Annotated in this window: 18 protein-coding genes and 3 pseudogenes; 7 read left to right on the forward strand and 14 right to left on the reverse strand. The window is 68.0% G+C overall.

What is annotated here, in order from left to right; genetic code table 11:
* Window positions 1–2 precede the first annotated feature (2 nt).
* The 3 genes and pseudogenes from BN118_RS04400 to BN118_RS04410 all read left to right on the forward strand — a co-directional run bounded on the left by BN118_RS04400 (window position 3) and on the right by BN118_RS04410 (window position 5,067).
* Complete coding sequence (locus BN118_RS04400; RefSeq protein ID WP_010931489.1) at window positions 3–1,853, forward strand: dipeptide ABC transporter ATP-binding protein; 1,851 nt, start codon at window positions 3–5, stop codon at window positions 1,851–1,853.
* A gap of 68 nt (window positions 1,854–1,921) precedes the next feature.
* Window positions 1,922–3,515, forward strand: a pseudogene (locus BN118_RS04405) (ABC transporter substrate-binding protein).
* 18 nt (window positions 3,516–3,533) lie between these two features.
* A pseudogene (locus tag BN118_RS04410) lies at window positions 3,534–5,067 on the forward strand (M81 family metallopeptidase).
* A gap of 93 nt (window positions 5,068–5,160) precedes the next feature.
* Here BN118_RS04410 and BN118_RS04415 read toward each other — a convergent pair.
* Window positions 5,161–6,102: a LysR family transcriptional regulator gene (locus BN118_RS04415; protein WP_014905559.1), complete on the reverse strand. Its 942-nt coding sequence runs from the start codon at window positions 6,100–6,102 to the stop codon at window positions 5,161–5,163.
* A gap of 166 nt (window positions 6,103–6,268) precedes the next feature.
* Between BN118_RS04415 and BN118_RS04420 the strand changes: the two genes are divergently transcribed.
* Window positions 6,269–7,015, forward strand: a complete 747-nt coding sequence (locus tag BN118_RS04420) for a hypothetical protein (protein ID WP_023995374.1) — start codon at window positions 6,269–6,271, stop codon at window positions 7,013–7,015.
* A gap of 61 nt (window positions 7,016–7,076) precedes the next feature.
* Here the strand turns inward: BN118_RS04420 and BN118_RS04425 are convergent, their stop codons facing one another.
* Window positions 7,077–7,583 (reverse strand): SRPBCC family protein, encoded by a 507-nt coding sequence (locus BN118_RS04425; protein WP_003808562.1) that lies wholly within the window; start codon window positions 7,581–7,583, stop codon window positions 7,077–7,079.
* Window positions 7,580–7,918: an ArsR/SmtB family transcription factor gene (locus tag BN118_RS04430; protein ID WP_003808563.1), complete on the reverse strand. Its 339-nt coding sequence runs from the start codon at window positions 7,916–7,918 to the stop codon at window positions 7,580–7,582. The genes BN118_RS04425 and BN118_RS04430 overlap by 4 nt, the downstream gene beginning before the upstream one ends.
* A 428-nt stretch (window positions 7,919–8,346) precedes the next feature.
* Here BN118_RS04430 and BN118_RS04435 point away from each other — a divergent pair, with 428 nt between their 5' ends.
* Together BN118_RS04435 and BN118_RS04440 are read left to right on the forward strand one after the other, a co-directional pair.
* On the forward strand, window positions 8,347–10,866 hold the full coding sequence (locus tag BN118_RS04435) for an AsmA family protein (RefSeq protein WP_010931493.1): 2,520 nt from the start codon (window positions 8,347–8,349) through the stop codon (window positions 10,864–10,866).
* The gene (locus BN118_RS04440; RefSeq protein WP_003808567.1) at window positions 10,863–11,249 is read left to right on the forward strand and encodes an MOSC N-terminal beta barrel domain-containing protein; all 387 of its coding nucleotides are present in this window, start codon (window positions 10,863–10,865) and stop codon (window positions 11,247–11,249) included. The genes BN118_RS04435 and BN118_RS04440 overlap by 4 nt, the downstream gene beginning before the upstream one ends.
* A gap of 7 nt (window positions 11,250–11,256) precedes the next feature.
* On the opposite strand, the gene BN118_RS04445 is transcribed toward BN118_RS04440, so the two are convergent.
* From BN118_RS04445 to rsmD, 4 genes are all read right to left on the reverse strand, one after another.
* The gene (locus BN118_RS04445; protein ID WP_010931494.1) at window positions 11,257–12,390 is read right to left on the reverse strand and encodes a benzoate/H(+) symporter BenE family transporter; all 1,134 of its coding nucleotides are present in this window, start codon (window positions 12,388–12,390) and stop codon (window positions 11,257–11,259) included.
* A 63-nt stretch (window positions 12,391–12,453) separates the two neighbouring features.
* Window positions 12,454–12,705, reverse strand: coding sequence for a YfhL family 4Fe-4S dicluster ferredoxin (locus BN118_RS04450; RefSeq protein ID WP_014905560.1), 252 nt, complete (start codon window positions 12,703–12,705; stop codon window positions 12,454–12,456).
* 54 nt (window positions 12,706–12,759) lie between these two features.
* The gene (coaD, locus tag BN118_RS04455; protein WP_003808574.1) at window positions 12,760–13,269 is read right to left on the reverse strand and encodes a pantetheine-phosphate adenylyltransferase; all 510 of its coding nucleotides are present in this window, start codon (window positions 13,267–13,269) and stop codon (window positions 12,760–12,762) included.
* 20 nt (window positions 13,270–13,289) lie between these two features.
* Entirely contained in the window at window positions 13,290–13,910 is a 621-nt protein-coding gene (gene rsmD / locus BN118_RS04460) for a 16S rRNA (guanine(966)-N(2))-methyltransferase RsmD (protein WP_003808577.1), read from the reverse strand.
* Window positions 13,911–13,985: 75 nt separating this feature from the next.
* Between rsmD and ftsY the strand changes: the two genes are divergently transcribed.
* On the forward strand, window positions 13,986–15,125 hold the full coding sequence (gene ftsY, locus BN118_RS04465; protein ID WP_041166137.1) for a signal recognition particle-docking protein FtsY: 1,140 nt from the start codon (window positions 13,986–13,988) through the stop codon (window positions 15,123–15,125).
* A 46-nt stretch (window positions 15,126–15,171) separates the two neighbouring features.
* On the opposite strand, the pseudogene BN118_RS04470 reads toward ftsY, so the two are convergent.
* From BN118_RS04470 to BN118_RS04505, 7 genes and pseudogenes are all read right to left on the reverse strand, one after another.
* Window positions 15,172–16,770, reverse strand: a pseudogene (locus BN118_RS04470) (CYTH and CHAD domain-containing protein).
* A 181-nt stretch (window positions 16,771–16,951) separates the two neighbouring features.
* Entirely contained in the window at window positions 16,952–17,773 is an 822-nt protein-coding gene (gene phnE, locus BN118_RS04480; RefSeq protein ID WP_010931496.1) for a phosphonate ABC transporter, permease protein PhnE, read from the reverse strand.
* Window positions 17,770–18,639 carry a phosphonate ABC transporter, permease protein PhnE gene (gene phnE / locus BN118_RS04485; RefSeq protein WP_023998122.1) on the reverse strand — a complete coding sequence of 290 codons (870 nt, stop codon included), beginning with the start codon at window positions 18,637–18,639 and terminating at the stop codon, window positions 17,770–17,772. The genes phnE (BN118_RS04480) and phnE (BN118_RS04485) overlap by 4 nt, the downstream gene beginning before the upstream one ends.
* Window positions 18,640–18,656: 17 nt before the next feature.
* Complete coding sequence (phnC, locus tag BN118_RS04490) at window positions 18,657–19,427, reverse strand: phosphonate ABC transporter ATP-binding protein (RefSeq protein WP_014905562.1); 771 nt, start codon at window positions 19,425–19,427, stop codon at window positions 18,657–18,659.
* A 2-nt stretch (window positions 19,428–19,429) separates the two neighbouring features.
* Window positions 19,430–20,437: a phosphate/phosphite/phosphonate ABC transporter substrate-binding protein gene (phnD, locus tag BN118_RS04495; protein WP_010931499.1), complete on the reverse strand. Its 1,008-nt coding sequence runs from the start codon at window positions 20,435–20,437 to the stop codon at window positions 19,430–19,432.
* A gap of 148 nt (window positions 20,438–20,585) precedes the next feature.
* The gene (locus tag BN118_RS04500; RefSeq protein WP_003808594.1) at window positions 20,586–21,413 is read right to left on the reverse strand and encodes an IclR family transcriptional regulator; all 828 of its coding nucleotides are present in this window, start codon (window positions 21,411–21,413) and stop codon (window positions 20,586–20,588) included.
* 5 nt (window positions 21,414–21,418) lie between these two features.
* Window positions 21,419–22,216 (reverse strand): HAD-IIB family hydrolase, encoded by a 798-nt coding sequence (locus BN118_RS04505; RefSeq protein ID WP_010931500.1) that lies wholly within the window; start codon window positions 22,214–22,216, stop codon window positions 21,419–21,421.
* Window positions 22,217–22,330: the final 114 nt, after the last annotated feature.

Raw genomic sequence — 22,330 nt, forward strand, 5'->3', positions numbered from 1 at the left:
CGATGACCACAACGACGACACAAAGCCGGCGCGTGCTGGAGCTGGAAAACCTCTCGATCGCCTTCGGCCGCGGCGTCCATACGTTTCACGCCGTCAAGTCGCTGAGCCTGCACGTGGACCGCGGCGAGACGCTGGCCATCGTGGGCGAATCGGGTTCGGGCAAATCGGTGACCTCGCTGGCGGTGATGCGCCTGGTCGAGTTCGGCGGCGGACGCATCGAAAGCGGGCGCATGACCTTCTATCGCGGCGCGGGCGAGGCGGTGGACCTGGCGGCCGCCTCCGAGGACAGCATGCGCGCCATGCGCGGCAACGACCTGGGCATGATCTTCCAGGAGCCCATGACCTCGCTCAATCCGGTGTTCACCGTGGGTGCGCAGATCGTGGAGGCCATCCGCCTGCACCAGGCCTGCGACGCCAGGGCGGCGCAGGCGGCGGCCAAGCGCATCCTGGACCAGGTGCGCATTCCCGATTCGGCCAGCATCCTGGGCCGCTACCCGCACGAGCTGTCGGGCGGCATGCGCCAGCGGGTCATGATCGCCATGGCCCTGTCCTGCAAGCCGGCGCTGCTGATCGCCGACGAGCCGACCACGGCGCTGGACGTGACGATCCAGGCGCAGATCCTGCAGCTGATCCGCGAACTGCAGCGCGAGATGGACATGGGCGTGATCTTCATCACGCACGACATGGGCGTGGTGGCCGAAGTGGCCGATCGCGTGCTGGTGATGCGCAAGGGCGACGTGGTCGAGAACAACGACGTGCACGGCCTGTTCAATGCGCCCAGCCATCCCTACACCAAGGCGCTGATGGCGGCGGTGCCGCGCCTGGGCGCCATGCAGGGCACGACGGCGCCGGCGCGCTTCGCGCTGCTGAGCGACGCGCAGGCCCGCCACGAGGCCGAGCCGCCCGCCGTGGCGCCATCGGACAAGGTGGTGCTGCGGGTGCGCGACCTGGTGACGCGCTTCGATGTGCGCGGCGGCATTTTCGCGCGGGTCAAGAAGCGCGTGCATGCCGTCGAACAGGTCAGCTTCGACCTGCATGCCGGCGAAACCCTGTCGCTGGTGGGCGAGTCGGGCTGCGGCAAGACATCGACCGGCCGGTCCCTGCTCAGGCTGGCCAAGACCACGCGCGGCCAGATCGAGTTCGACGGCAAGCCGGTGCGCCAGGAGGATCCCGCCTCGCTGCGCGCCCTGCGCCGCAACATGCAGTTCGTGTTCCAGGATCCGTTCGCCTCGCTCAACCCGCGCATGCGCGTGGGCGATTGCGTCAAGGAGCCCATGCTGATCCACAACCTGTACAGCGGGGCGCAGGCCGACCGCAGGGCGGCCGAGCTGTTCGAGCGGGTCGGCCTGGACGCGGCCATGATGCAGCGCTGGCCGCACGAGTTCTCCGGCGGGCAGCGGCAGCGCATCTGCATTGCGCGCGCGCTGTCGGTCGACCCCAAGGTGCTGATCGCCGACGAGTCGGTGTCGGCGCTGGACGTGTCGATCCAGGCGCAGATCGTCAACCTGCTGATCGACCTGCAGCGCGACCTGGGCGTGAGCTATCTGTTCATCTCGCACGACATGGCGGTGGTCGAGCGGATCAGCCACCGGGTAGCGGTGATGTACCTGGGCCAGATCGTCGAGATCGGCCCGCGCCAGGCCATCTTCGAGAACCCGCAGCACCCCTATACGAAGAAATTGATGCAGGCCGTGCCGATCGCCGACCCCGGCGCGCGGCGCAGCATCACGCTCGAACTGAGCGAGTTGCCCAGCCCGGCTCGGCCGGTGGGCGACGAGCCCGTCGTCAAGCTGCTGGAGCAGGCCGGACCGGGGCATTTCGTGGCGCGGCACCGCATCGGCGGCGCGTATTAGGGCTGGCGGGCGTCCGTCGGGACGCCGCCCGGCCCGGGATCGTTTTTCCTTTATCTGGGAGATAGACAATGGATCGTAGAAGTTTCCTGCTGGCTTCCTCCGCTACGGCGGCCGCCTGGGCCTTGCCCGGCATGTCCTGGGCCGCGCCGGGCAAGAGCGCGTTCCGCTGGGTGCCGCAGGCCGACCTGGCGCTGCTGGACCCGATGTTCACCACCGTGGCGATGACCCAGGTGCACGCGCAACTGGTGTTCGACACCTTGTTCGGCCTGGATTCGCAGTACCTGCCCAGCCCGCAGATGGCCGCCGGCCATACCAGCGAAAACGACGGCCTGCTGTGGAAGATCACCCTGCGCGACGGCCTGGCGTTCCATGACGGCTCGCCGGTGCGGGCGCAGGATGCCGTGGCCAGCATCAAGCGCTGGTCCAAGCGCGACCTGATGGGCCGTTCGCTGATGCAGGCGACCGAGTCGCTGACCGCGCTCGACGACAAGACGATCCAGTTCAAGCTGAGCAAGCCTTTCCCGCTCATCCTGCACGCGCTGGGCCGCCAGTCCGGCAACATGGCGTGCATCATGCCCGAGCGCCTGGCCTCGCAGCCGGAAACCGAGGCGGTCAAGGAAATGGTGGGCAGCGGCCCGTTCACCTTCGCGGCCGCGAAATGGGTGTCCGGCTCGCGCGTGGTGTACGAGAAGTTCGCCGGTTACGTGCCGCGCAAGGACGACCGCAAGCTCGACTTCGCCGCCGGTCCGAAGATCGCCCATGTCGACGAAGTGCACTGGCACATCATCCCCGACCGCGCCACCGCCATCGCCGCGCTGCAGGCCAACGAGGTCGATGGCGTCGAGATGGTCGACAGCGACTTCCTGCCCATCCTGACCCAGGACCCCAACATCAAGCTGGTCAAGCGCAGCCTGCCCACCATAGGCGTGATGCGCTTCAACCACCTGCATGCGCCGTTCAACAACGTGGAAATCCGCCGCGCGGTGCTCAGCGTGGTGAATCAGACCGAATACATGACCGCCATGAACGGCGCCGATTTCCCGGAGTACTGGAGCGACCGCTGCGGCGTGTTCGTGCCCGGCTCGCCGATGGACAGCGACGCCGGCATGGAGAAGCTGACCGGCAAGCGCGATATCGAGAAGGCGCGCGCCGCCATCAAGGCCGCCGGCTACAACGGCGAGAAGGTGGTGCTGCTCGATCCGGTCGATTTCCCCACCTGGCACGCCGCCGCGCTGGTGACGGCCGACCTGTTCAAGCGCCTGGGCTTCAACGTGGACCTGCAGACCATGGACTGGGGCGCCGCCGTGCAGCGCCGCAACAACCAGGAGCCCGTGTCGGCCGGCGGCTGGAGCGTGGCGTTCACCGGCAATACCGGCCCGAACAACCTGGATCCGGCCGGCCACCTGCCCATGCGCGGCAACGGCAAGCAGGCCTGGTTCGGCTGGCCCACCAGCGAGCGCCTGGAGCAGCTGCGCATCGACTGGTTCAACGCGCCCGACCTGGACGCGCAGAAGAAGATCTGCCGCGAGATCCAGCTGCAAGTGTTCGAGGACGTGCCGTACATTCCGCTGGGCGCCACCTATCCGGTCTCGGCCCTGCGCAAGCGAATGGAAGGATTTCCAGCCCCAGATGTCGCTGTTCTACACGCTGCACAAGGCTTGAGCGGAACCGGAGATTTTCATGAGCAGTAACGCCCCGAAAGTGGCCATCCTCGGTTTCCACCTGGAGTCCAACGCCTTTTCCCCGCTGTCCGTCGAGGCGGACTTCCTGGCGCAATGCTGGGAGCAGGGCGAGGACATCACGCGGCTGGCGCGCGGCGCCAGCCGCCTGCCCAGCGAAGTGCCGGGCTTCTATGCCCGCATGGACGAGCTGGGCGCGTGGACGCCGGCGCCCCTGATCGTGATCGGCGCGCCGCCGGGCGGTCCGGCCAGCGCCGGTGTGTGGCGGCGTTTCCTGGCGGAAGCCGAGACGCGCCTGCGGGCGGCCTTGCCGGTTGATGCCGTGTACGTGGCCAATCACGGGGCGTCCTCCGCCGAGGGGCAGGACGATACCGAAGGCGAGCTGATGGGCCGGCTGCGGGCCATCGTCGGCCCGGGGGTGCCCATCGTCGCCAGCCACGACCTGCATTGCAATGTGTCCGAGCAGACCGTGCAGGCGCTCGACGGGCTGATCTCCTATCGCACCAATCCCCACGTCGACCAGCGCGAGCGCGCCGCGGACGCGGCCGATATGATCCACGAGATCCTGGGCGGCACGCGCATGGTGTCGGCCTATGTGCGGCTGCCCCTGACGCCGCCGTCGGTGACCTTGTTGACTTCCAGCGGTCCCTATGCCGATCTGGTGGCGCTGGGCGCCTCGTTGATCCAGAAGCCGGACGAAGGCCCCATCGCCAATGTCTCGGTGTGCTCGGGGTTCGTGTTTTCGGACCTGCCCAAGTGCGGCCTGACGATCACCGTCACCGCGCGCGGCGACCTGCAGGCCGCGCGCCGCGCGGCGCTGCGGATCGCGCGGGCCGGCTGGGCCGACCGCAAGCGCTACGTGGCCAACACGGTCGAGGTGGCGCGCGCGGTCGAGCTGGCGCGCGCCGCGGGCCAGCCCCTGTTGTTCGCCGACGTGGCCGACAACCCGGGCGGCGGCGGCGGCAACACGGCCTGGCTGCTGCGGGCTTTCCACGAAGCGCGCATTCCCGGCGTGGTGCTGGGCGTGTTCGTCGATCCGGAACTGGCCGCGCAAGCCGCGCAGCTGGGCGAAGGCGCCGAGTTCGACGCGGTGTTCAACCGCATCGAAACCGACTATGCGCGGCGCTATCAGGCGCGCGCGCGTGCTCAGGCTGACCGACGGCGAGGGCATGGGGTGGCGCGGCATCCTGCGCGGCCGCAAGTTCTCGCTGGGGGCGTCCTGCCTGCTGGAGCTGGTCGACTCGGGCATGCGCGTGGTGGTGGGCAGTCTGCGCCGGCAACTGGCCGAGCCGGCCATGCTGGAGATGCACGGTATCGACATCGCGCGGGCCGGGCATGTGGTGGTCAAGAGCCGCGGGCACTACCGCGCGGGGTTCGACGAGTTCTTCCCGGACGATCGCATCCACGACGTCGACAGCCTGGGCCTGACCACGCCCAACCTCAAGCAGATCGCCTTCAAGCGCCTGCCGCGGCCGGTCTGGCCGCTGGACGACGCGGCCGCCTGGCAGGAGCCGGACTGGGCCGAGGGGCTGTAGCGGCGTTCGCGCCGCGGGCGACTGTGCGGGGCGCCTGTCTCCGCGGGGACAGGCACTCGGGCCTCTCCGCGGGGACAGGCACCCTTGCACCCTTCACAGCGCGCCCGAGCCGCGCCCGGCGGCCAGCCAGGCCGGGTCGGCGTAGGAGGCGTTGATGCGCGAGGCCAGCGCCTGCACGAAGCGCCCGACGCTGGCGGGCAGTTGCCGGTCGGCCATGGTCTGGATGTGCATGATGCGCTGGTGCAGCTCGCTGTTGGCCATGGGGATGGACACCAGCTCGCCGCGCTCGGTGGGCGTCATGACGGTCAGGTCGCCCGAGAAGCTGATCGCGCCCCATTGCTGGCAGCAGGTCTGGATGGCGCCCTGGTTGTTGCAGGTCATCGCGATGTTCAGTTCGATCTTTTCATGCATGCAGCACAGGTCGATGAAGAAGCGATTGGTGCTGCCCGGCCCCATCAGCACCACCGGATAGTCGCCGATGTCCTGCATGGACAGCATGTCGCGGCCGGCCAGCGGGTGCTGCGGCGCCATCACGGCGAACAGCGGCATGCGGCGCGCGTATTGCACGTGCACATCCTGCGGCGGGGCCAGGTTGTAGCTCAGGCCGATATCGTCCTCGCCCTCGCGCACGCGGCGGTTGATCTCGGACGACTGCAGGATATTCAGCTCGAAGCGCACCGTCGGTTCGATTTCGCGGAACTCGCCGATGACGCGTGGCAGCAGCTCGCGGCCGAACGCCTGGTTGGCCGAGACGCGGATCAGTTTTTGCCCGATCTGGCTCAGCTCGCGGATCTCCGCGCGGGCCCGCTCGGCGTCCAGCGAGGCGCGCCGCGCATAGGCCTTGAGCAATTGGCCGGCCTCGGTCAGCACCATGCCGCGCGCGTGGCGCTCGAACAGCTGGGCCTGGTGCTCGTCTTCCAGTTTGCGCACCATGCGGCTGACCGCCGACGGGGCGACATGCAGCTTCTGCGCGGCCAGGGTCAGCGAGCCGGCGTCGACGACTTCCAGAAAATAGCGTAGGGCGGTATTGAGCATAATGAAGGCATATTATGCGGATACCGATTTTCGGTGCGGTAAACTTGTCCGGATATTCAAGCGCAAAATGTGATTGCGCCGCCGCTCGCGAGACACGCGCGAGTTTGTCGATGGCCGCGGCGCGCGATAAGCATATATATATATACGGATGATCAAGAAGCGATATTTGGCCACCGCCGTCGTGGCGCTGGCCGTAGCGGTCGCGGCGGCGCTGTATGCCCGCCAGGACGAGCCCGAACATTTCGACGAAGTCGTGTTGCTGTGCCTGGACGACCAGGCGATGAGCACGGTGCGGCGGACCGGCAGCGTCGACGGCATACTGCCCGCCTGCCAGCCCGAGTTGGCAGAGGTGCTGGGCGAGGACTTCGGGGCCGTCGACGAGCCTACGCTGCGCGCGGTGCTGGCGACGGTGGCTGCCGCCAATTTCGCCGAATATGGCAGCTCGTCCGCGGTTGCCTGTGAGGCGATCGAGAAATCCCAGCACCTGAATTGCGGGAACCTGGTGTTCCTCATGGGTTATCTCTACGGCGGCCTGAAGGAAAAAGGCATACGTCCGATAGGCGTGGACGGCGGCGCGGTCGGCAACCACGCGCAGATCATGTACAAATCGGGCAATAACAGGTTGCTACTCGATCCGACCACCGGCGTGGTCGCGGCGATTACCTTCAACAAGCTGATGAGCGGCCAGCCCGTGCCCGAGGAGCAGGTCAGGGTGTTCCGGGTCAAGGCCAAAACCATCGACTCTTTCCGTGACAGAGTCTATCGCGCGGTCGTCGGCGGCGGATATCTGCCTTCCGATTTGATGTACATGCACGAATCGCTCTGGGAGCTGAAAACCAAGGGCAGCAGTTCGGTGTACTTCACGCCTGGCGGCATCACGGTACGAAAGAAGTTGGCACAGGCCGCTGGATAATGTCGGGCGGCCCACGAAAAAGCCCTCCAGCGGAGGGCTTTTTTTCTGAGGCGGCCGGTATTCAGCTTGCCTGCTGCATATTCCGGGCGTGCGCCACCAGCTGGTCCAGCGCCGCGCCCCAGCCGTCGTGGAAACCCATGTCGCTGTGCTGGCGGCAGCCGGCCTGCGTGCCATGCATGGCGGTGGCCGTGTAGCGCGTGCCCTGGTCGTGGGGTTCGATGCGGATGACGGCGGTGAAGGCCGGTACGTCGCCGCCGCCGCCGGCCGGCCGGAAGCCGGGCAGCAGGGCGTTGGTCCAGACCAGCCTGCTGCCTTCGACGATTTCCAGGTAGCAGCAGTCGTGGGTGTGTTCTTCGCCCTCGGGCGAGCGCATCACGAAACGGAAGCGTCCGCCTGGGCGCAGGTCTACGTCGCAGCGGACGGTCTGCCAGGGCGCCGGAGTAAGCCAGTGCTTGATGTGCTCGGGCTGGGTCCAGGCCTGCCAGACCAGGGCGGGAGGCACATCGATGGTGCGTTCGAGGACGAGGTCCAGCTTGGGGTCGGGCTGTGTGGAATGCTGTCGGGTCATCGCTTCTGCTCCTTCAGATCCTGTAGATACAGGTCGAGTTGGTCGAGGCGGCGCTCCCAGATCGCGCGTTGCCGGGTCATCCAGTGTTCCGCCATGCCCAGCGGTTGCGGCGCAAGGGTGTAGATGCGCACGCGGCCGCTTTTCCGGGATCGCACCAGGCCGCAGCGCTCGAGGACGTCCAGATGCTGCGAGAACGAAGGCAGGGCCATGTTGAATGGCCGCGCCAGTTCGCTCATGGCGGCGGACCCCTGGCACAGACGCTCGAGTACGGCGCGCCGGGTAGGGTCGGACAAGGCCTGGAAGACCTGGCTGAGCTGGGCAGCTTGATTGGGCATGCCATCCAGTCTAGGGCGGCTCTTATACTTAGGTCAACACCTAAATATTGAACGACAGGCGATATCCAATGTCGTAGAAAAGTGCTTTCTTCTCGTCTGAAATATCAGCAAGAGCTTACTTCCGAGCGTCGCGGGATTCCCTTATGCTCGAACGGGTCGCGCGGCCAGGGGGCGCGAATGCGGGTTCGTTCCCTGATTTGTTACGATAGCGGTATTCCGGCGCACTGCGTCCGGACCTCAGGCTCGCCGACGTTCCACCCCCAATCGAAATCCTGCCCTGGCCCATGCTTGGCCATGGCGGGCGCCAGCCACCCGCCGCGCGGAGCAGGCGGATCGGGCAGGGCGGCGCGGGCGCGTATGCGACTGTCCGCTTCGGCGCGGCAGGCTTTCTCAGGAACATTCCAAGTCGAGGTCTCGACGGGGCAGCAATGAAAACGTGGTTCAAGCGAATTGTGATTGGCCTGGTGGTGTTGGTTGTCGTGGCCGTCGTCGGCCTGGCCATCTTTTTGCTGACATTCGATCCCAACGCCTACAAGTACAAGCTGGAAGAGGCGGTGCAGGCGCGTTATGAGCGCACGCTGAACATCGAAGGCGAGATCGAACTGTCGCTGTTTCCGCGCATAGGCCTGGCGGTGCAGGGGGTATCGCTGTCCGAACCGAACAGCCCCGACGTCTTCGCCTCCATCGACAGCATGCGGCTGGCGGTGGCGGTGTGGCCGCTGCTGTCGAACAGCCTGGTGGTCGATCACGTCACCATCAACGGCTTCAAGGCGCGCGTCATCCGCGGCAAGGACAGCCATTTCAACTTCGAGAACCTGGTCGGCGGCTCGGTCCAGAGCACCGACGTGCCCGGCAACGCCGCCGAGGCCACCGCCGGCGCGATCACCGGCACGGCGCAGGCCATCGTCAACGGCACCGTCAGCACGCCCAAGAGCATGCAGATCGATATCGCCGGCCTGGACCTGAAGGATGGCGAGATCCAGCTGCAGGACGCCATGAGCGGCATGGCCGTGGCCATCACCAAGCTGAACGCGGCCACCGGCCGGGTGACCTATAACCAGCCGTTCGACGTCAGCCTGTCGGCGCGGGTCGAGGGCGGCAACCCGCGCCTGGACGCCGGCCTCACGGGCCAGGCGCAACTGACGCTCGATCCGCTGGCCAAGCGCTATGCGGCGCAGAGGCTGGACCTGCGCATGGAAGGGCGGCTGCCCGGCGCGCAGGCCAAGAGCCTGGCCGCGCGCGGCAATGTGGCGTTCAATGGCATGACCTCGTCGCTCGACGTGGCCGGCCTGGAAATCCTGTTCCAGGGCGATATCGTCGACACGGCCACCAAGCTGACCAATGTCGAGGCCAGCGTGGCGATGCCCAAGCTGGCCGTGGACCCGCACAAGACCGAGCTGCAGATCGACAAGCTGGCGGTGCGCGCCAAGGGCGCCATGCCCGGCGGCCCCTTCGAGCTGGCGGTCGACGCGCCCGCGCTGAACATTTCGCCCACCAACGCCAGCGGCGACGCCTTGAGCGGACGCGTGCGCACCCAGGAACTGGACGCCAGTTTCGGCCTGAACGGCATCAGCGGCAACGCTGGCGAGCTCGACATCAAGGAGGCGAAGCTGGACAGTACGCTCAAGCAGGGCGAGCGGGTGGTCAAGTCGGCGTTCGCCTCGCCGGTCACGCTGAACCTGCTGCAGCGCAGTATCGGCCTGTCGGCGCTCAAGGGCGACGTCAACATCACCGATCCCGGGTTGCCCAAGGGCAGCCTGCAGATCCCGGTCATCGGCAGCGTCAATGCCAACCTGCTCAAGGACCAGGCCAATGCCAGGATCAACGCCGTGCTCGAAGGCGGCAAGTTCGACCTGAGCGCCGATATCGTGGCGTTGTCGGCGGTGCCGCGCGTGACCTTCGCGCTGGCCGTCGATACGCTGGATCTCGACAAGCTGGCGCCGCCGGCAGGCGCCAGCGCGCCGCCCAAGCCGGCCGGCGATGGCAAGCAGGACGAATCCAAGCCGCCGGCCAAGCCGCAGCCCGCGCCGGCGCCGGCCGCGGCCGATGACAGCATCAACCTGTCGGGCCTGGTGGGGCCGACCGCCAGCGGCACCATCAAGATCGGCCAGCTCGTGATGCGCGGCCTGAAGGCCGAGCAGGTGGCGGCGAACATCAAGCTGGAAAAGGGCAAGCTGGACATCTCCACCCTGACCGCGGCGCTGTACGGCGGCAAGCTGGGCGGGGTGATGTCGGTGGACGCGGTCAACGGCAACCAGCTGGTGGCGAAGATGTCGCTGGCCGGCATCGCCATCCAGCCCCTGCTTTCCGACCTGGCCGGCAAGGACACCCTCAGCGGCACGGGCAGCCTGGCGTTCGACCTCAAGACGGCCGGCGCCAATACCTACGCCATGAAGAGCGGCCTGGCCGGCACCATGCAGGTGCGGCTGCGCGACGGCGCCATCAAGGGCATCAACGTGGCGCAGACGCTGCGCGAATTGAAGGCGATGTTCCGCGGCGAGGCGCACGACCCCACCGTGCAGGACGACCAGACCCGGCAGACCGATTTCACCTCGCTCGAAAGCGACCTGGTGTTCAACAAGGGCGTGGCCACCGTCAAGCGCCTGGACATGGCCGCGCCGCTGCTGCGCGTCAACCAGGGCAACCCGGCCAACATCGATTTCGTGCGCAGCGAGCTGGATTTCGTGGCACGCGTGCGCGTGGTCAACACGTCCACCGGCCAGGACGGCAAGGACCTGGCCGAACTGCGCAACCTGACCATCCCGCTGCTGATCACCGGCCCGTTCGACAAGCCCGTCTACACGCTGCAGTGGCGCGAAGTAGCCGGCGAAGCGCTCAAGCGCGGCCTGGAAAAGCAGCTCAAGGAAGCGCTGACCGGCGGCGAAGGCGCGTCCGGCAGTCCGGCGAAGAATATCGACAAGGCACTCAAGGGGATCCTGGGCAAATGAGCACCACCGCTTATCAACCCATCGCCGAATGCGGCGCAACCACGCAGTCCGAAGCGGCTGCCTACCAGAAGCGCTGGCTGGTGGCCAACGACGCGGGGCAGTGGCTCAACCGCGACCTGTGCCCGCGCCTGGCCGAGGTATCGGTCGAGCTGCGCATGGGTTACCTGGTATTGAAGGCGCCGGGCATGCTGCGGCTGGATATTCCGCTCGACGTGATCGAGGACGACGACAGCGTGCGCTACCAGATGCTGGTGGGCGAGCAGACGGTCGACGTGGTGGACGAAGGCGAGCTGGCGGCGGCGTGGATATCCAACCACGCTGGCGTGCCGTGCCGGATCCTGAAAGTGCACCCCGACATGGCCGAGGTGCGCTGGCCGTCGTAGGCCGCGCTCAGGCGCTGCGCGCGCGGCGCCAGGCCAGCGCGCCGTGCGTCGCCAGGCCGGCTGCCAGGCCCCAGAAGGCCGAGCCTATGCCCCAGAAGCTGATGCCCGAGGCGGTGGCCAGCAAGGTAACCAGCGCGGCTTCGCGCCGTTGCGGGTCGGCCATGGCGGTCGTCATGCCGCCCATGATGGCGCCCAGCAGCGCCAGCCCGGCCAGCGCGGCGATCAATGCGCCCGGCAGGGCCTGGAAGAACACGGCCACGGCGCCCGCGGCCACGCTCAGCAATACGTAGGTCAATCCGTAGGTGGCCGCGGCCACGTAGCGCCTGCCCGGATTGGCATGGGCTTCGGGGCCGGCGCACAGCGCCGCGATGATGGCGCCCAGCGTCACGCTGTGGGCGCCGAACGGCGCCGCCAGCAGGCCGACCAGCCGCGAGGCGGGCGGCCGATAGCCGGCCGCCTGCAGGATGGCCAGGCCGGGCAGGTTCTGCGAGGCCATGGCCACCACGAACAGCGGAATGCCCAGGCTGATGGCGGCCTGCCAGGTGAACGATGGCGTGGTCCAGACGAATTCGGTCCAGGCCCATTGCACGTGGCCCAGGCGCAGCAGGTCCAGGCTGCTGGCCGCGGCCAGGCCCACGACCAGCACCGCCAGCACCGCGAAGCGCGGCGCCCAGCGCCTGCCCAGCAGGTAGGCCGCGCACATCGACAGGACCAGCACCGGCTGGGCCGCAATGCTGCCGAAAATACCCATGCCGAAATTGAGCAGCACGCCGGCCAGCATGGCCGCGGCCAGCTCGGCCGGAATGCGCCGCACGATGGGATCGATCCAGCCGAACACGCCGCAGGCCAGCGTCAGCGCCGCGGCCAGCACGAAAGCGCCGACCGCCTGGTCGAACGGCACGCCCACCAGCCCCGTGACCAGCAGGGCCGCACCCGGCGTGGACCAGGCAAACACGACGGGTATGCGGCTGCGCAGGCTGATCAGCGCGCCGCCCACGCCCAGCGCCAGGCAGATCGAGCCCAGCCACGATCCGATGCGGGCGGCGTCCAGGCCGGCGGCATGGCCGGCCTGCACCATCAGCACCGCCGTGCCGCCGAAGCTGACCAGCACCGCGACCAGCCCGGCGACGATGGCCGACAACGAAAGCGCGCCGGTGACAGGCCGGCGCGCCGCGAGGGGGGGAGGAGGCGGAGTCGGCGCCGTTCATGCGGCACCGGTCAGGCGATGGTACTTGGCCATCAGTTGTTCCTGCCCTTCCTGCCATTGGGGATGCAGTTCGATGCACTCCACCGGGCAGACCACCTTGCATTGCGGTTCGTCGTGGTGGCCGACGCATTCGGTGCAGCGATCAGGATCGATGACGTAATAGTCCGCGCCCATGGAAATCGCTTCGTTCGGGCACTGTGGCTCGCAAACGTCGCAATTGATGCATTCTTCGGTGATCTTGAGGGCCATGGCGGGTCAGGCGGGGGGCGGACAGGCCGATTGTAGCCCGCCCGCGCGGATGCCTCAGGCGCCGCCCTGCGCGGACTGCTCGCGGCGTTCCTTGGCCTTGGCCTGCAGCCAGCGCTCGACGGACGGAAAGACGAACTTGCTGACGTCGCCGCCCAGCTGGGCGATCTCGCGCACGATGGTGCCCGAAATGAACTGGTATTGGTCGGACGGCGTCATGAACATGGTTTCGACGTCGGGCAGCAGGTGGCGGTTCATGCCGGCCATCTGGAACTCGTACTCGAAATCGGACACCGCGCGCAGGCCGCGGATGATGACGCGGCCGTTCTGGTCGCGCACGAAATCCTTCAGCAAGCCGCCGAAACTGTGCACCTCGACGTTGGGATAGTGGCCCAGCACTTCGCGTGCGATATCCACGCGTTCCTCGATGGTGAAGAACGGCTTCTTGTTGCGGCTGTGTGCAATGCCCACCACGACCTTGTCGAAGAGCGTGGCCGCACGGCGGACCAGGTCTTCGTGGCCTCGAGTCAGCGGGTCGAACGTGCCGGGGTAAACAGCGATGATCATAGGGGCTCCGTACCTTTTGTTCAGTGGCTTGCACCATCCTCCAATGCCGGATTATTCATCGATTTGCGCATTGCAGCAAATTGGAAGAGGCGATAGTGCACGGCGCCGGCCTTGCCCTCGCGCAGCAGCTCGAATCCGGCCGGCGGCGCCGGCGCGGTTTCGGACTCGACATAGACCAGTCCGTCCTCGGCCAGCACGGCGGGCAGCAGTGGCCACAGGCGTTCCAGCCAGCCCTGGCCGAACGGCGGATCGAGCAGGACCAGGTCGAAACGCGAGGCGTCCATGCGCTCGATCACCTGCATGGCGTCGCCGGCATGGATGCGCACCGCGCCCGCCTGCAGCTTGTCGCGCAGCGTCCGCAAGGCGGCCGCCGCGCCGCGGTCGCGCTCGACCATCTGCACCTGGCCCGCGCCGCGCGAGGCCGCCTCGAAACCCAGCGCTCCGCTGCCGGCGAACAGGTCCAGCACCCGCTTGTCGGCGAATTCGCCGCCCCACAGGTGGTTGAGCCAGTTGAACAGGGTCTCGCGCACGCGATCGGGCGTGGGGCGCAGGCCCGGCGCGTCGGCAACGGGAATGAGTGTGCGGCGGTAAAGGCCGCCCACGATGCGGATGGGTTTGCTGCCCGGGCGGGATGGTTTCAAGAACGGGGACCTCCTGGGCGCAATAGTAGCGTCCCCCGCGGGGACGGATGTAGGGAAACGAATATACTTTTGCCCATGTTCAGCTTCTTCAAGAAAAAATCCCCTCCGCCCGCCGCGCCGGCCCAGCCCGCGCCGCCGCCGGAGGCAGTGGACGCAGGGTCAGCCGCACCTGCGCAGCCTCAACCCGCCGAGCCGCAACCGGCCCCGATGCCGGCCCCCCAGCCCGAGCCGCAGCCCGAGCCGCAGCCGCAACAACCGCCCGAGCCGCAGCCACCGGTCGCGGCCGCGCCCGAGGCGCCCCGCAAGGCCTCGTGGCTGAGCCGGCTCAAACAGGGCCTGTCGCGCACCGGCCAGAACATCGGCGGGCTGTTCGTCGGCGTGAAGGTCGACGAGAACCTGTTCGAGGAACTGGAGTCGGCGCTGATCATGGCCGACGCGGGCATCGAGGCCACCGAGAAACTGCTGGCCGCGCTGCGCGCGCGCGTCAAGAAAGAGCGCATCGACGATCCGGCGCAGGTCAAGACGGCGCTGCGCCAATTGCTGGCCGACCATCTGCGGCCGCTGGAGCGGTCCTTCGACCTGGGGCGGGCCCAGCCCCTGGTGGTCATGATCGCCGGCGTCAACGGCGCGGGCAAGACGACCTCGATCGGCAAGCTGGCGCATACCTTCCAGCGCCAGGGCGCCAGCGTGCTGCTGGCGGCCGGGGACACCTTCCGCGCGGCGGCGCGCGAGCAATTGGTCGAATGGGGCAGCCGCAACAATGTGACCGTGATCTCGCAGGATGGCGGCGATCCGGCCGCGGTGGCGTTCGACTCGGTCAATGCCGGACGTGCGCGCAACGTGGGCGTGGTGATGGTGGATACGGCCGGCCGCCTGCCCACGCAGCTGCACCTGATGGAAGAATTGAAGAAGATCCGCCGCGTCATCGGCAAGGCCGAGGCCAGCGCGCCGCATGAAGTGCTGCTGGTGGTCGATGGCAACACCGGCCAGAACGCGCTGGCGCAAATCCGCGCCTTCGACGCCGCCATCACCCTCACCGGCCTGGTCGTCACCAAGCTGGACGGCACCGCCAAGGGCGGCACGCTGGCGGCCGTGGCCGCCGGCAGCCAGGGCGTGCGGCCCATCCCGGTCTATTGGATCGGCGTGGGCGAGGGGTTGGAGGACCTGCAGCCCTTCGTGGCCGACGAGTTCGCCGCCGCCCTGCTGGCCGACTGAACGGGGTTCGCGCCTGCCCGCAACGCCGCCCGTCCGGGCGGCGTTGTCATTTCCAGAACGGCTTGGCGTGCGCGAGCTGGTCGAACGCTTCCTGGGCCTGCGGCGTCAGGCCGTCGAGCCGGGCGCCGATCCAGCCCACCGCGAACCAGGCCTGCGGGTGCGCCTGCAGCGCCGCCTGGTAGTAATCGCGCGCCACCGCCAGATCGTTGATCTCGCCCAGCAGGTCCTGCACGCGGGCCAGTTGCTTGCGATAGGTGCGCAGCCGGGCTGCCGGCAGCAGGGATTCGGCGAACGACAGACCGTAGCGCAGGCGCTTGACCCGTTTGCGCAGCTCGTGGCGCGCCTCCAGCTCCAGCGCGCCGAAGCGCAGGCCTTCGTCGATGACCTTGAGATGCCAGCGGCGCAGCCGGCCGGTAAGGCGCTTGCGCAGGGCGGGCGGTGCGGCCTCGGCGGGCGGCGCCAGCGGAATGATGGTGGGGCTGGCCGCCGCGGCCTCGGCCGTGGCGGCCGGGGCGGGCGGGGGCGGCACGTCCAGGCTCCAGGCCAGCAGCTCCAGCAGCCAGCCCTGGAAGGCGCGGTCGGCGGCCAGCGACTGGGCATTGTCGTTGGACGGCGCGGCCTCGGCGGGCAGGGCGGGCATGCCGGCGCGCGCCAGCAAGGGCATGATGGTGTCGGCCAGTACATCCTGGTCGCGCGCCATGCCGAACGCGCTGAAATGCGTACGGGCGCCCTGCGCGAGGGTTTCGGACGGGTCGGCGATCCAGCCGTCGAACAGGCGCCAGGCCGAGCGCAGCCGCCGCACGCCCACGCGCAGCTGGTGCACGTGTTCGGGCGTGCCGGCGCGATAGACGCCCAGGGTGTTCACCTCGGCCAGCACGGCGGCGTTGCGCGCGATGTGGTCCACGCATTCGGCCGCTACCGCCGCCATGGCCTGCATGGGGGTCATCGACTCGTCCAGCTTGACCGCGCCGGCGTTGCGCGGCGCCCAGAAGCCGGCGACGGCCTGCTGGTCGCGCGTTGCCCGCGCGGCGTCATCGGCCTCGCCCGGCGCGGCGGCCAGGTCGTGCGCCAATTGCGCCAGCGCATCGCCCCGTTCGGATTTGCTGCGCGCATCCAGCACCAGCCCGTGGCGTTGCAGTCAGCTGCGCGCCATGGCGAAGATGGCCGCGGGCCGGCCCGAAACCAGTTCGAACTCCAGTTCGGAGATCGGCAGTTCGAGCGCGCCGGCGCGCAGCACGCCCGTGTCGTAGGCCAGCTCGACGGTGCCATGCCGGCCGCGCACCTTGCAGAACAGCCGTTGCACGTCGGTTTCGTAGCGCAGCCCCAGCTCGCCCTTGATGGCCGTCAGCGCGGCCTGCGCCTCGGTGCCGGCGTAGACGGACAGGTCCAGCACCGGCCCGGGGCGCGGGTGGTTGATCTCCACGCGGCTGATGGCATTGGCGCCCGGCATCTTCAGCGTCTGCACCCAGTCGCGCCCTTCCTGGCGCAGCCGGATCGCGATGCGGGCGCGCGCCAGCTCGCGGCCGGGGGTGTCGAAATACATGGCGTGCAGGCGGATGCGCGCGGCCTGCCGCTGCTGGATCTGCTGCTGCACCGCCGCCCGCGCCGCCGCCGGGACGTGCAGCTTCAATTCTTGTTCTGACATGATCGGACCCGCCGAGCCGAAAGCCTAGGATAGTACCCAAAGCTAACCCGGAAATTGATGACGGGTCATATTTCGGTCATGGGAGGGGCGCTGCGGGGGGGGGGGGCATGGGGGTGCCTGTCCCCGCGGGGACAGGCACACTTGCCGGTGCCAGTCCCCCTTTGGGGACAGGCACGCGGCGTCAGAGGATGCGCTTGCGGGCCTGGGTGATGACGATTTCGGCGGCGACGACGACGATGAAGATGGCGGCCAGCACCAGGGCGACGCGGTCCCACTGGAACAGGTTGAGCGCGGTGTCCAGCGCCATGCCGATGCCGCCGGCGCCGACCAGGCCGAGCACGGCGGATTCGCGCACGTTGATGTCCCAGCGCAGCAGCACGATGGACCAGAACGAGGGGCGGATCTGCGGCCAGTAGCCGTACCACAGCACGGCGGCCTTGCTGGCGCCGGTGGCGGTCAGCGCCTCGATGGGGCCGCGCTGGGCTTCTTCGATGGCTTCGCCCACCAGCTTGCCGACGAAACCGATGGAGCGGAACGCGATGGCCAGGGTGCCCGCCAGCGCGCCAGGACCGAAGATGGCGATGAACAGCAGCGCCCACACCAGCGAGTTGACCGAGCGGCTGGAGACCAGGATCAGGCGCGCCAGCATGTTGATGGTACGGCTGGGCGTGAGGTTGTTGGCCGCCAGCAGGCCCACCGGCACGGCCATCCCGACCGACAGGATGGTGCCCAGCGTGGCGATGTGCAGCGTTTCGACCAGCGCGGCGTGCACCCCCTCGGGGTAGTACGACCAGTCGATCGGCCACATGCGCCGCAGCAGGGCCGCCATCTGTTCGGGCGCGTCGTACAGGAACTCGGGGATCACCTCCACGCTGCGCACGGCCTGCACGATGGCGGCCACCAGCAGCAGGTACAGCATGAAGCGCAGCGCCTTCTGGCCGCCGCTGTAGCGCTGCCAGGTGCGCGGATGGCCCGGTTCCAGGCTCGTCACGGAGGTGTTCATTCGTCCACCTCCCCTTTGCGCGCCAGCGGCGTGGTCGAGCCCAGGCCCCGGGCCGCGGTGAAGCGGCGTTGCAGGATGCGTTCGAAGCCCATGTTGTCCAGGAATACCTTGCGCACGAAGCCCGCCAGGATTTCACCCAGCATGATGATGGCGATCAGCGTCAGCAGGATGGCCGCCACGAAGTCGTAGTCGAAGCGCTGGAACGCCGAGAACAGCGTGCCGCCGATGCCGCCGGCGCCGACGATGCCGACCATGGTCGAATTGCGCAGGTTGGAGTCGAACTGGTAGGTGGCAAAGCCCACGAAGCGCGCGAACACCTGCGGCAGCACGCCGAAAATGATGACGTTGCCGAACGAGGCGCCGGATGCCCGCACGGCCTCGACCTGCTTGAGCGAGATCTCCTCGATCGCCTCGGTGAACAGTTTGCCGATGAAGCCGATCGAGGCCACGGTCAGGGCCAGGATGCCGGCCAGTGCGCCAAAGCCCACGGCCTTGACGAACAGGATGGCCACGATCACCGGGCGCAGGGCGCGGCATAGCGCCACCAGCGCGCGCGCGGGCCAGGAGGCCCAGGCCGGCATCAGGTTGCGCGCGCCCAGCAGGCCGATGGGCAGCGACAGCAGGATGCCCAGCACCGAAGCCAGCACGGCGATTTCCAGGCTTTCGGCGATGCCCTTCCAGAGGGTGTCGGGTTTCTCGAAATTGGGCGGGAACATGCGCGCCAGGAAGGTCGCCGCATGGCCCAGGCCGGTTTCGAAGCGCGCCCAGCTGAAATCCAGCTGGGCGGCGGCGTAGAAGGTGTACAGCACCACCAGCAGCACGCCGGTCTTGGCGCGCCACGACAGCGAGAAAGGACGGCGCGCCATGTTTGCCGTGCGCACGGTCACTCCAGCCAAGACTCGCCTCCGTAGATGGTCTTGAGCATGGTGGCGTCCAGCCCCTTGCCGTCGCCGTCGTAGACGACATGGCCGCCCGACATGCCGACGATGCGGTTGGCGTAGCGGCGCGCCAGTTCGACGTCATGGATGTTGACCAGCACGGGGATGCCGTTGACGCTGCCCTGTTCGGTCAGCAGTTCCATGATCTCGACCGAGGTCTTGGGGTCCAGCGACGAGGTCGGCTCGTCGGCCAGCAGCAGTTGCGGCCGCTGCATCAGCGCGCGCGCGATGCCGACGCGCTGGCGCTGGCCGCCCGACAGGGCGTCGGCGCGCTGGTCGGCAAAGCCGGCCAGGCCCACCGTGTCGAGCAATTGAAAGGCGCGTTCGATGTCGGCCGGATCGAAGCGCCGCATCCAGGTATTGAGCGCCGAGGTGTAGCCCAGCCGTCCGGTGAGCAGGTTCTCCATCACGGTCAGGCGCTCGACTAGGTTGTACTCCTGGAACACCATGCCGATGCGCCGGCGCGCGCGGCGCAGCGACTGGCCGCGCACGCGGGCCAGGTCCACCGTGCCCTCGGCGTCCTTGAGCACGATTTCGCCGCTGGTCGGCTCGATCAGCCGGTTGATGCAGCGCAGCAGGGTGCTTTTGCCGGTGCCCGACGGCCCGATGATGGCCGTCAGGCCCTGGCCCGCGATATCGAGATCGATGCCGTTGAGAACCGGCTTGCCGGCCCGGTATTCCTTCACCAGGCCGGTGATGCGCAGAGACGTCGCCATGCTTACTGCTTGCCCTTGCTCTTGGCGGTTTCGCGGTCGTAGGCCGCGCGGTTGAACTTCTCGCCGCCGGATTCGGCCACTTCGCGCACGATGGCCCAGTCCTTCTGGTAGGTCACCGGATAGAAGCGGTCGGCCCCGTCAAACGCCTTTTTCATTTCGTCGGGGAAGCGGTAGTCGTAGAAGCACTTGAGCATCTTGTCGCGGAAGGCCGGCTCCAGGTCGTGCGCGTAGGCAAACGACGAGGTCGGGAATTTCTCGCTGCGATAGATCACGCGGAAATCCTCTTCCTTGACCTGGCCGCGTTCGGCCATGCGCTTGAACACGTCGGAGGCGACCGCGGCGGCGTCGTAGTCGCCGGAGTTCACGCCCATGACCGACTGGTCATGCTTGCCCGAGAAGATGACCTTGTAGTCCTTGTCGGGGGTCAGGCCTTCCTTGGGGAACAGGGCGACCGGCGCCATGTGGCCCGAGTTCGACGACGGCGCGGTGTGCGCCAGCTTCTTGCCCTTGAGGTCGGTCAGCTTCTGGTAGGGGCTGTCCTTCTTGACGATGACGATCAGGTTGTAGCCCTGGAATTCGTCCGCGTAGCCCTTGACGGCGAACGGAACCGCGCCGGCGATGTTCACGGCGAAGGCGGTCGGGCCGGTCGAGAAGCAGCCCACGTGCAGCCGGCCCGAGCGCATGGCTTCGATTTCGGCCGCGTTGCTCTGCACCTGGTAGAACACCACGCGCTTGCCGGTGCACTCGCTCAGGTGCTTGGTGAAGGGCTTGAAGATGTCTTCGTAGACGGCGGGATCTTCCACCGGCGTGTAGGTGAAGACCAGCGTCGATGGCGTTTTCAGCTTGGACTTGTCGGTCGGCGTATCGGCGACCAGATCCTTGTTCGCATCGCAATACATATTGTCCAGATCGCCGCGATTCGAACACGCGGCGTCGGCCGCCTGCGCGGCGTAGGAACCGAAAATCAGGGCGGTCACGGCGGCGGCTTGCAACAGGCGCTTGGCTCGCATGGGCGTCTCCTCGGAGTGCGTTTGGTATATGAATTGTCACGCCATTCAAACACAAACGAGCCTATCCGCGCACTCGGTGAAGTCCCTGTCTTTCTTTTCGTCTTTTGTTCGTTTTGTTCGTTTTGTTTTCTTTTTTGTTTCGAACGCTTCAATTGCCGCGATAGCCCAGCTTGCGCGAGATTTCCTGGGCGCAGGCCAGCAGCGGCCGGGCGATGGCGCCGGTGAAGGAGGCGTCGAACAGGCCGGTCGGCCCCAGGCTGGTCAGCGCCAGCACGATGCCGCCGGTGTGGTCGAACACCGGCACCGACAGGGCGTCCACGCCGGGCAGGGGGTTGCCCAGCGCCCGGGCCATGCCGTGCACGCGGATGTCGGCCAGCATGGCGTCCAGGTTGGCGCGGGTCGTCTTGCGCGGCGTCAGGCTGGCGATGACCGCGGCGTCGCCGTCTTCGCGGGCGATGTAGTGCTCGGCCACCTTTGGGGGCAGCCAGGCGGCGAACACCTGGCCGGTGGCCGTGTGCAGCATCGACATCACCGTGCCCTTGCGCATGTTGACATGCACCGGGTAGCTGGCCTCGGTGATGTGGATCATGGTCGGGCCGTGCGAGCCCAGCACCGCGATGCCCAGGGTGTGGCCGATCTCGGATTGCAGCTTGTCGACTTCGGGCAGGGCCACCCGCACGGGATCGAGCCGCTGCAGGCTGACCAGGCCCATCTGCAGCGCGAACGGCCCCAGTTCGTACTGGCCGGTCACCGTGTCCTGCTGGACCAGGCCGACCCGGGTGAAGCTGACCAGGTAGGGGTGGGCCTTGGCCGAGGTCATGCCGGCGGCGCCGGCCAGGTCGCGCAGCGTCAGGGGGCGGCCGGCGTCGACCAGCGCGGCCAGCAGCGGGAAGCCGACCTCGACCGACTGGATGCTGCGGCGGCCGTCGTTGCCTGGCGCGGCGGCGGGCTTGGCGGTGGATTTGGCGGCGGACATGGCGCTTATCCCCGGTTCGCCAGCAGGCGCTCGGCCATTTCGACGAAGCCGTCGCCGCCGCGCGCGGCCGCGACGAACGCCGGGCGATGCTGGATGCGATGCAGCTGCGACTGGATGTTGGCCACGCCGACCGAGATCGGGAAGAACTTGAACATCGGCTCGTCGTTGGGCGAATCGCCGATGAACAGGGTGTGTTGCAGGGCCGAATCGATGCTCAGGCCGAATTCGCGCTCGAACAGGGTGCGCGTCATGGTCAGCTTGTCGTAGTCGCCGAACCAGCCGTTGACGTGGATGGAGCTGACCTTGGCCTGCGCCCCGGCTTCGTGGAAGATCTCGACGATGCGGCCGACCGCGCTGTCGGGCAGGGCCGGGACGTCTTCGCAGAAATCGATGGCCAGGTCCGCCACCCGGTAATCCTGGTCGCTGGCCACGGCGGTGCCCGGCACTTCGCGCAGCACCCGTTCGCGGATGGCCTGCAGCGCCTGCCGGTTGGCCGCGCGGGTGGCGGCGTCGGCCCAGTAATGCGCGTTCATGCGGCGCGCCGAGCGGTCGTACGCGTAGTAGAACGCGCCGTTTTCGCCCACGACGGCCCGCACCGGCCACATTCGCGCGATGTGGTCGCACCAGCCGGCGGGCCGGCCGGTGATCGGCACCACGACGATGCCGGCCTGTTCCAGGCGCTCCAGCGCCGCGTAGGCGCCGGCCGGCAGGCGGCCTTCCGTGGTCAGGGTGTCGTCGATGTCGGTCAGTACGATGCGTACCGACGCGGCTACCGGGGCTGGCATGGCCGCAAGCGCTTGCATGGGGCTCCTCGAGGGGATTTGTCGTTATCGGGGCGCGATTCTCAAGCGCGAAGTTTACCGTGCGCGCGCGGCCCGGCGCCGCGCGGGGCGCGACCGCGCCAAGGGCGCTAAAAT

Origin of the sequence: Bordetella pertussis 18323 (assembly GCF_000306945.1) — a bacterium.
GTDB lineage: Bacteria > Pseudomonadota > Gammaproteobacteria > Burkholderiales > Burkholderiaceae_B > Bordetella > Bordetella pertussis.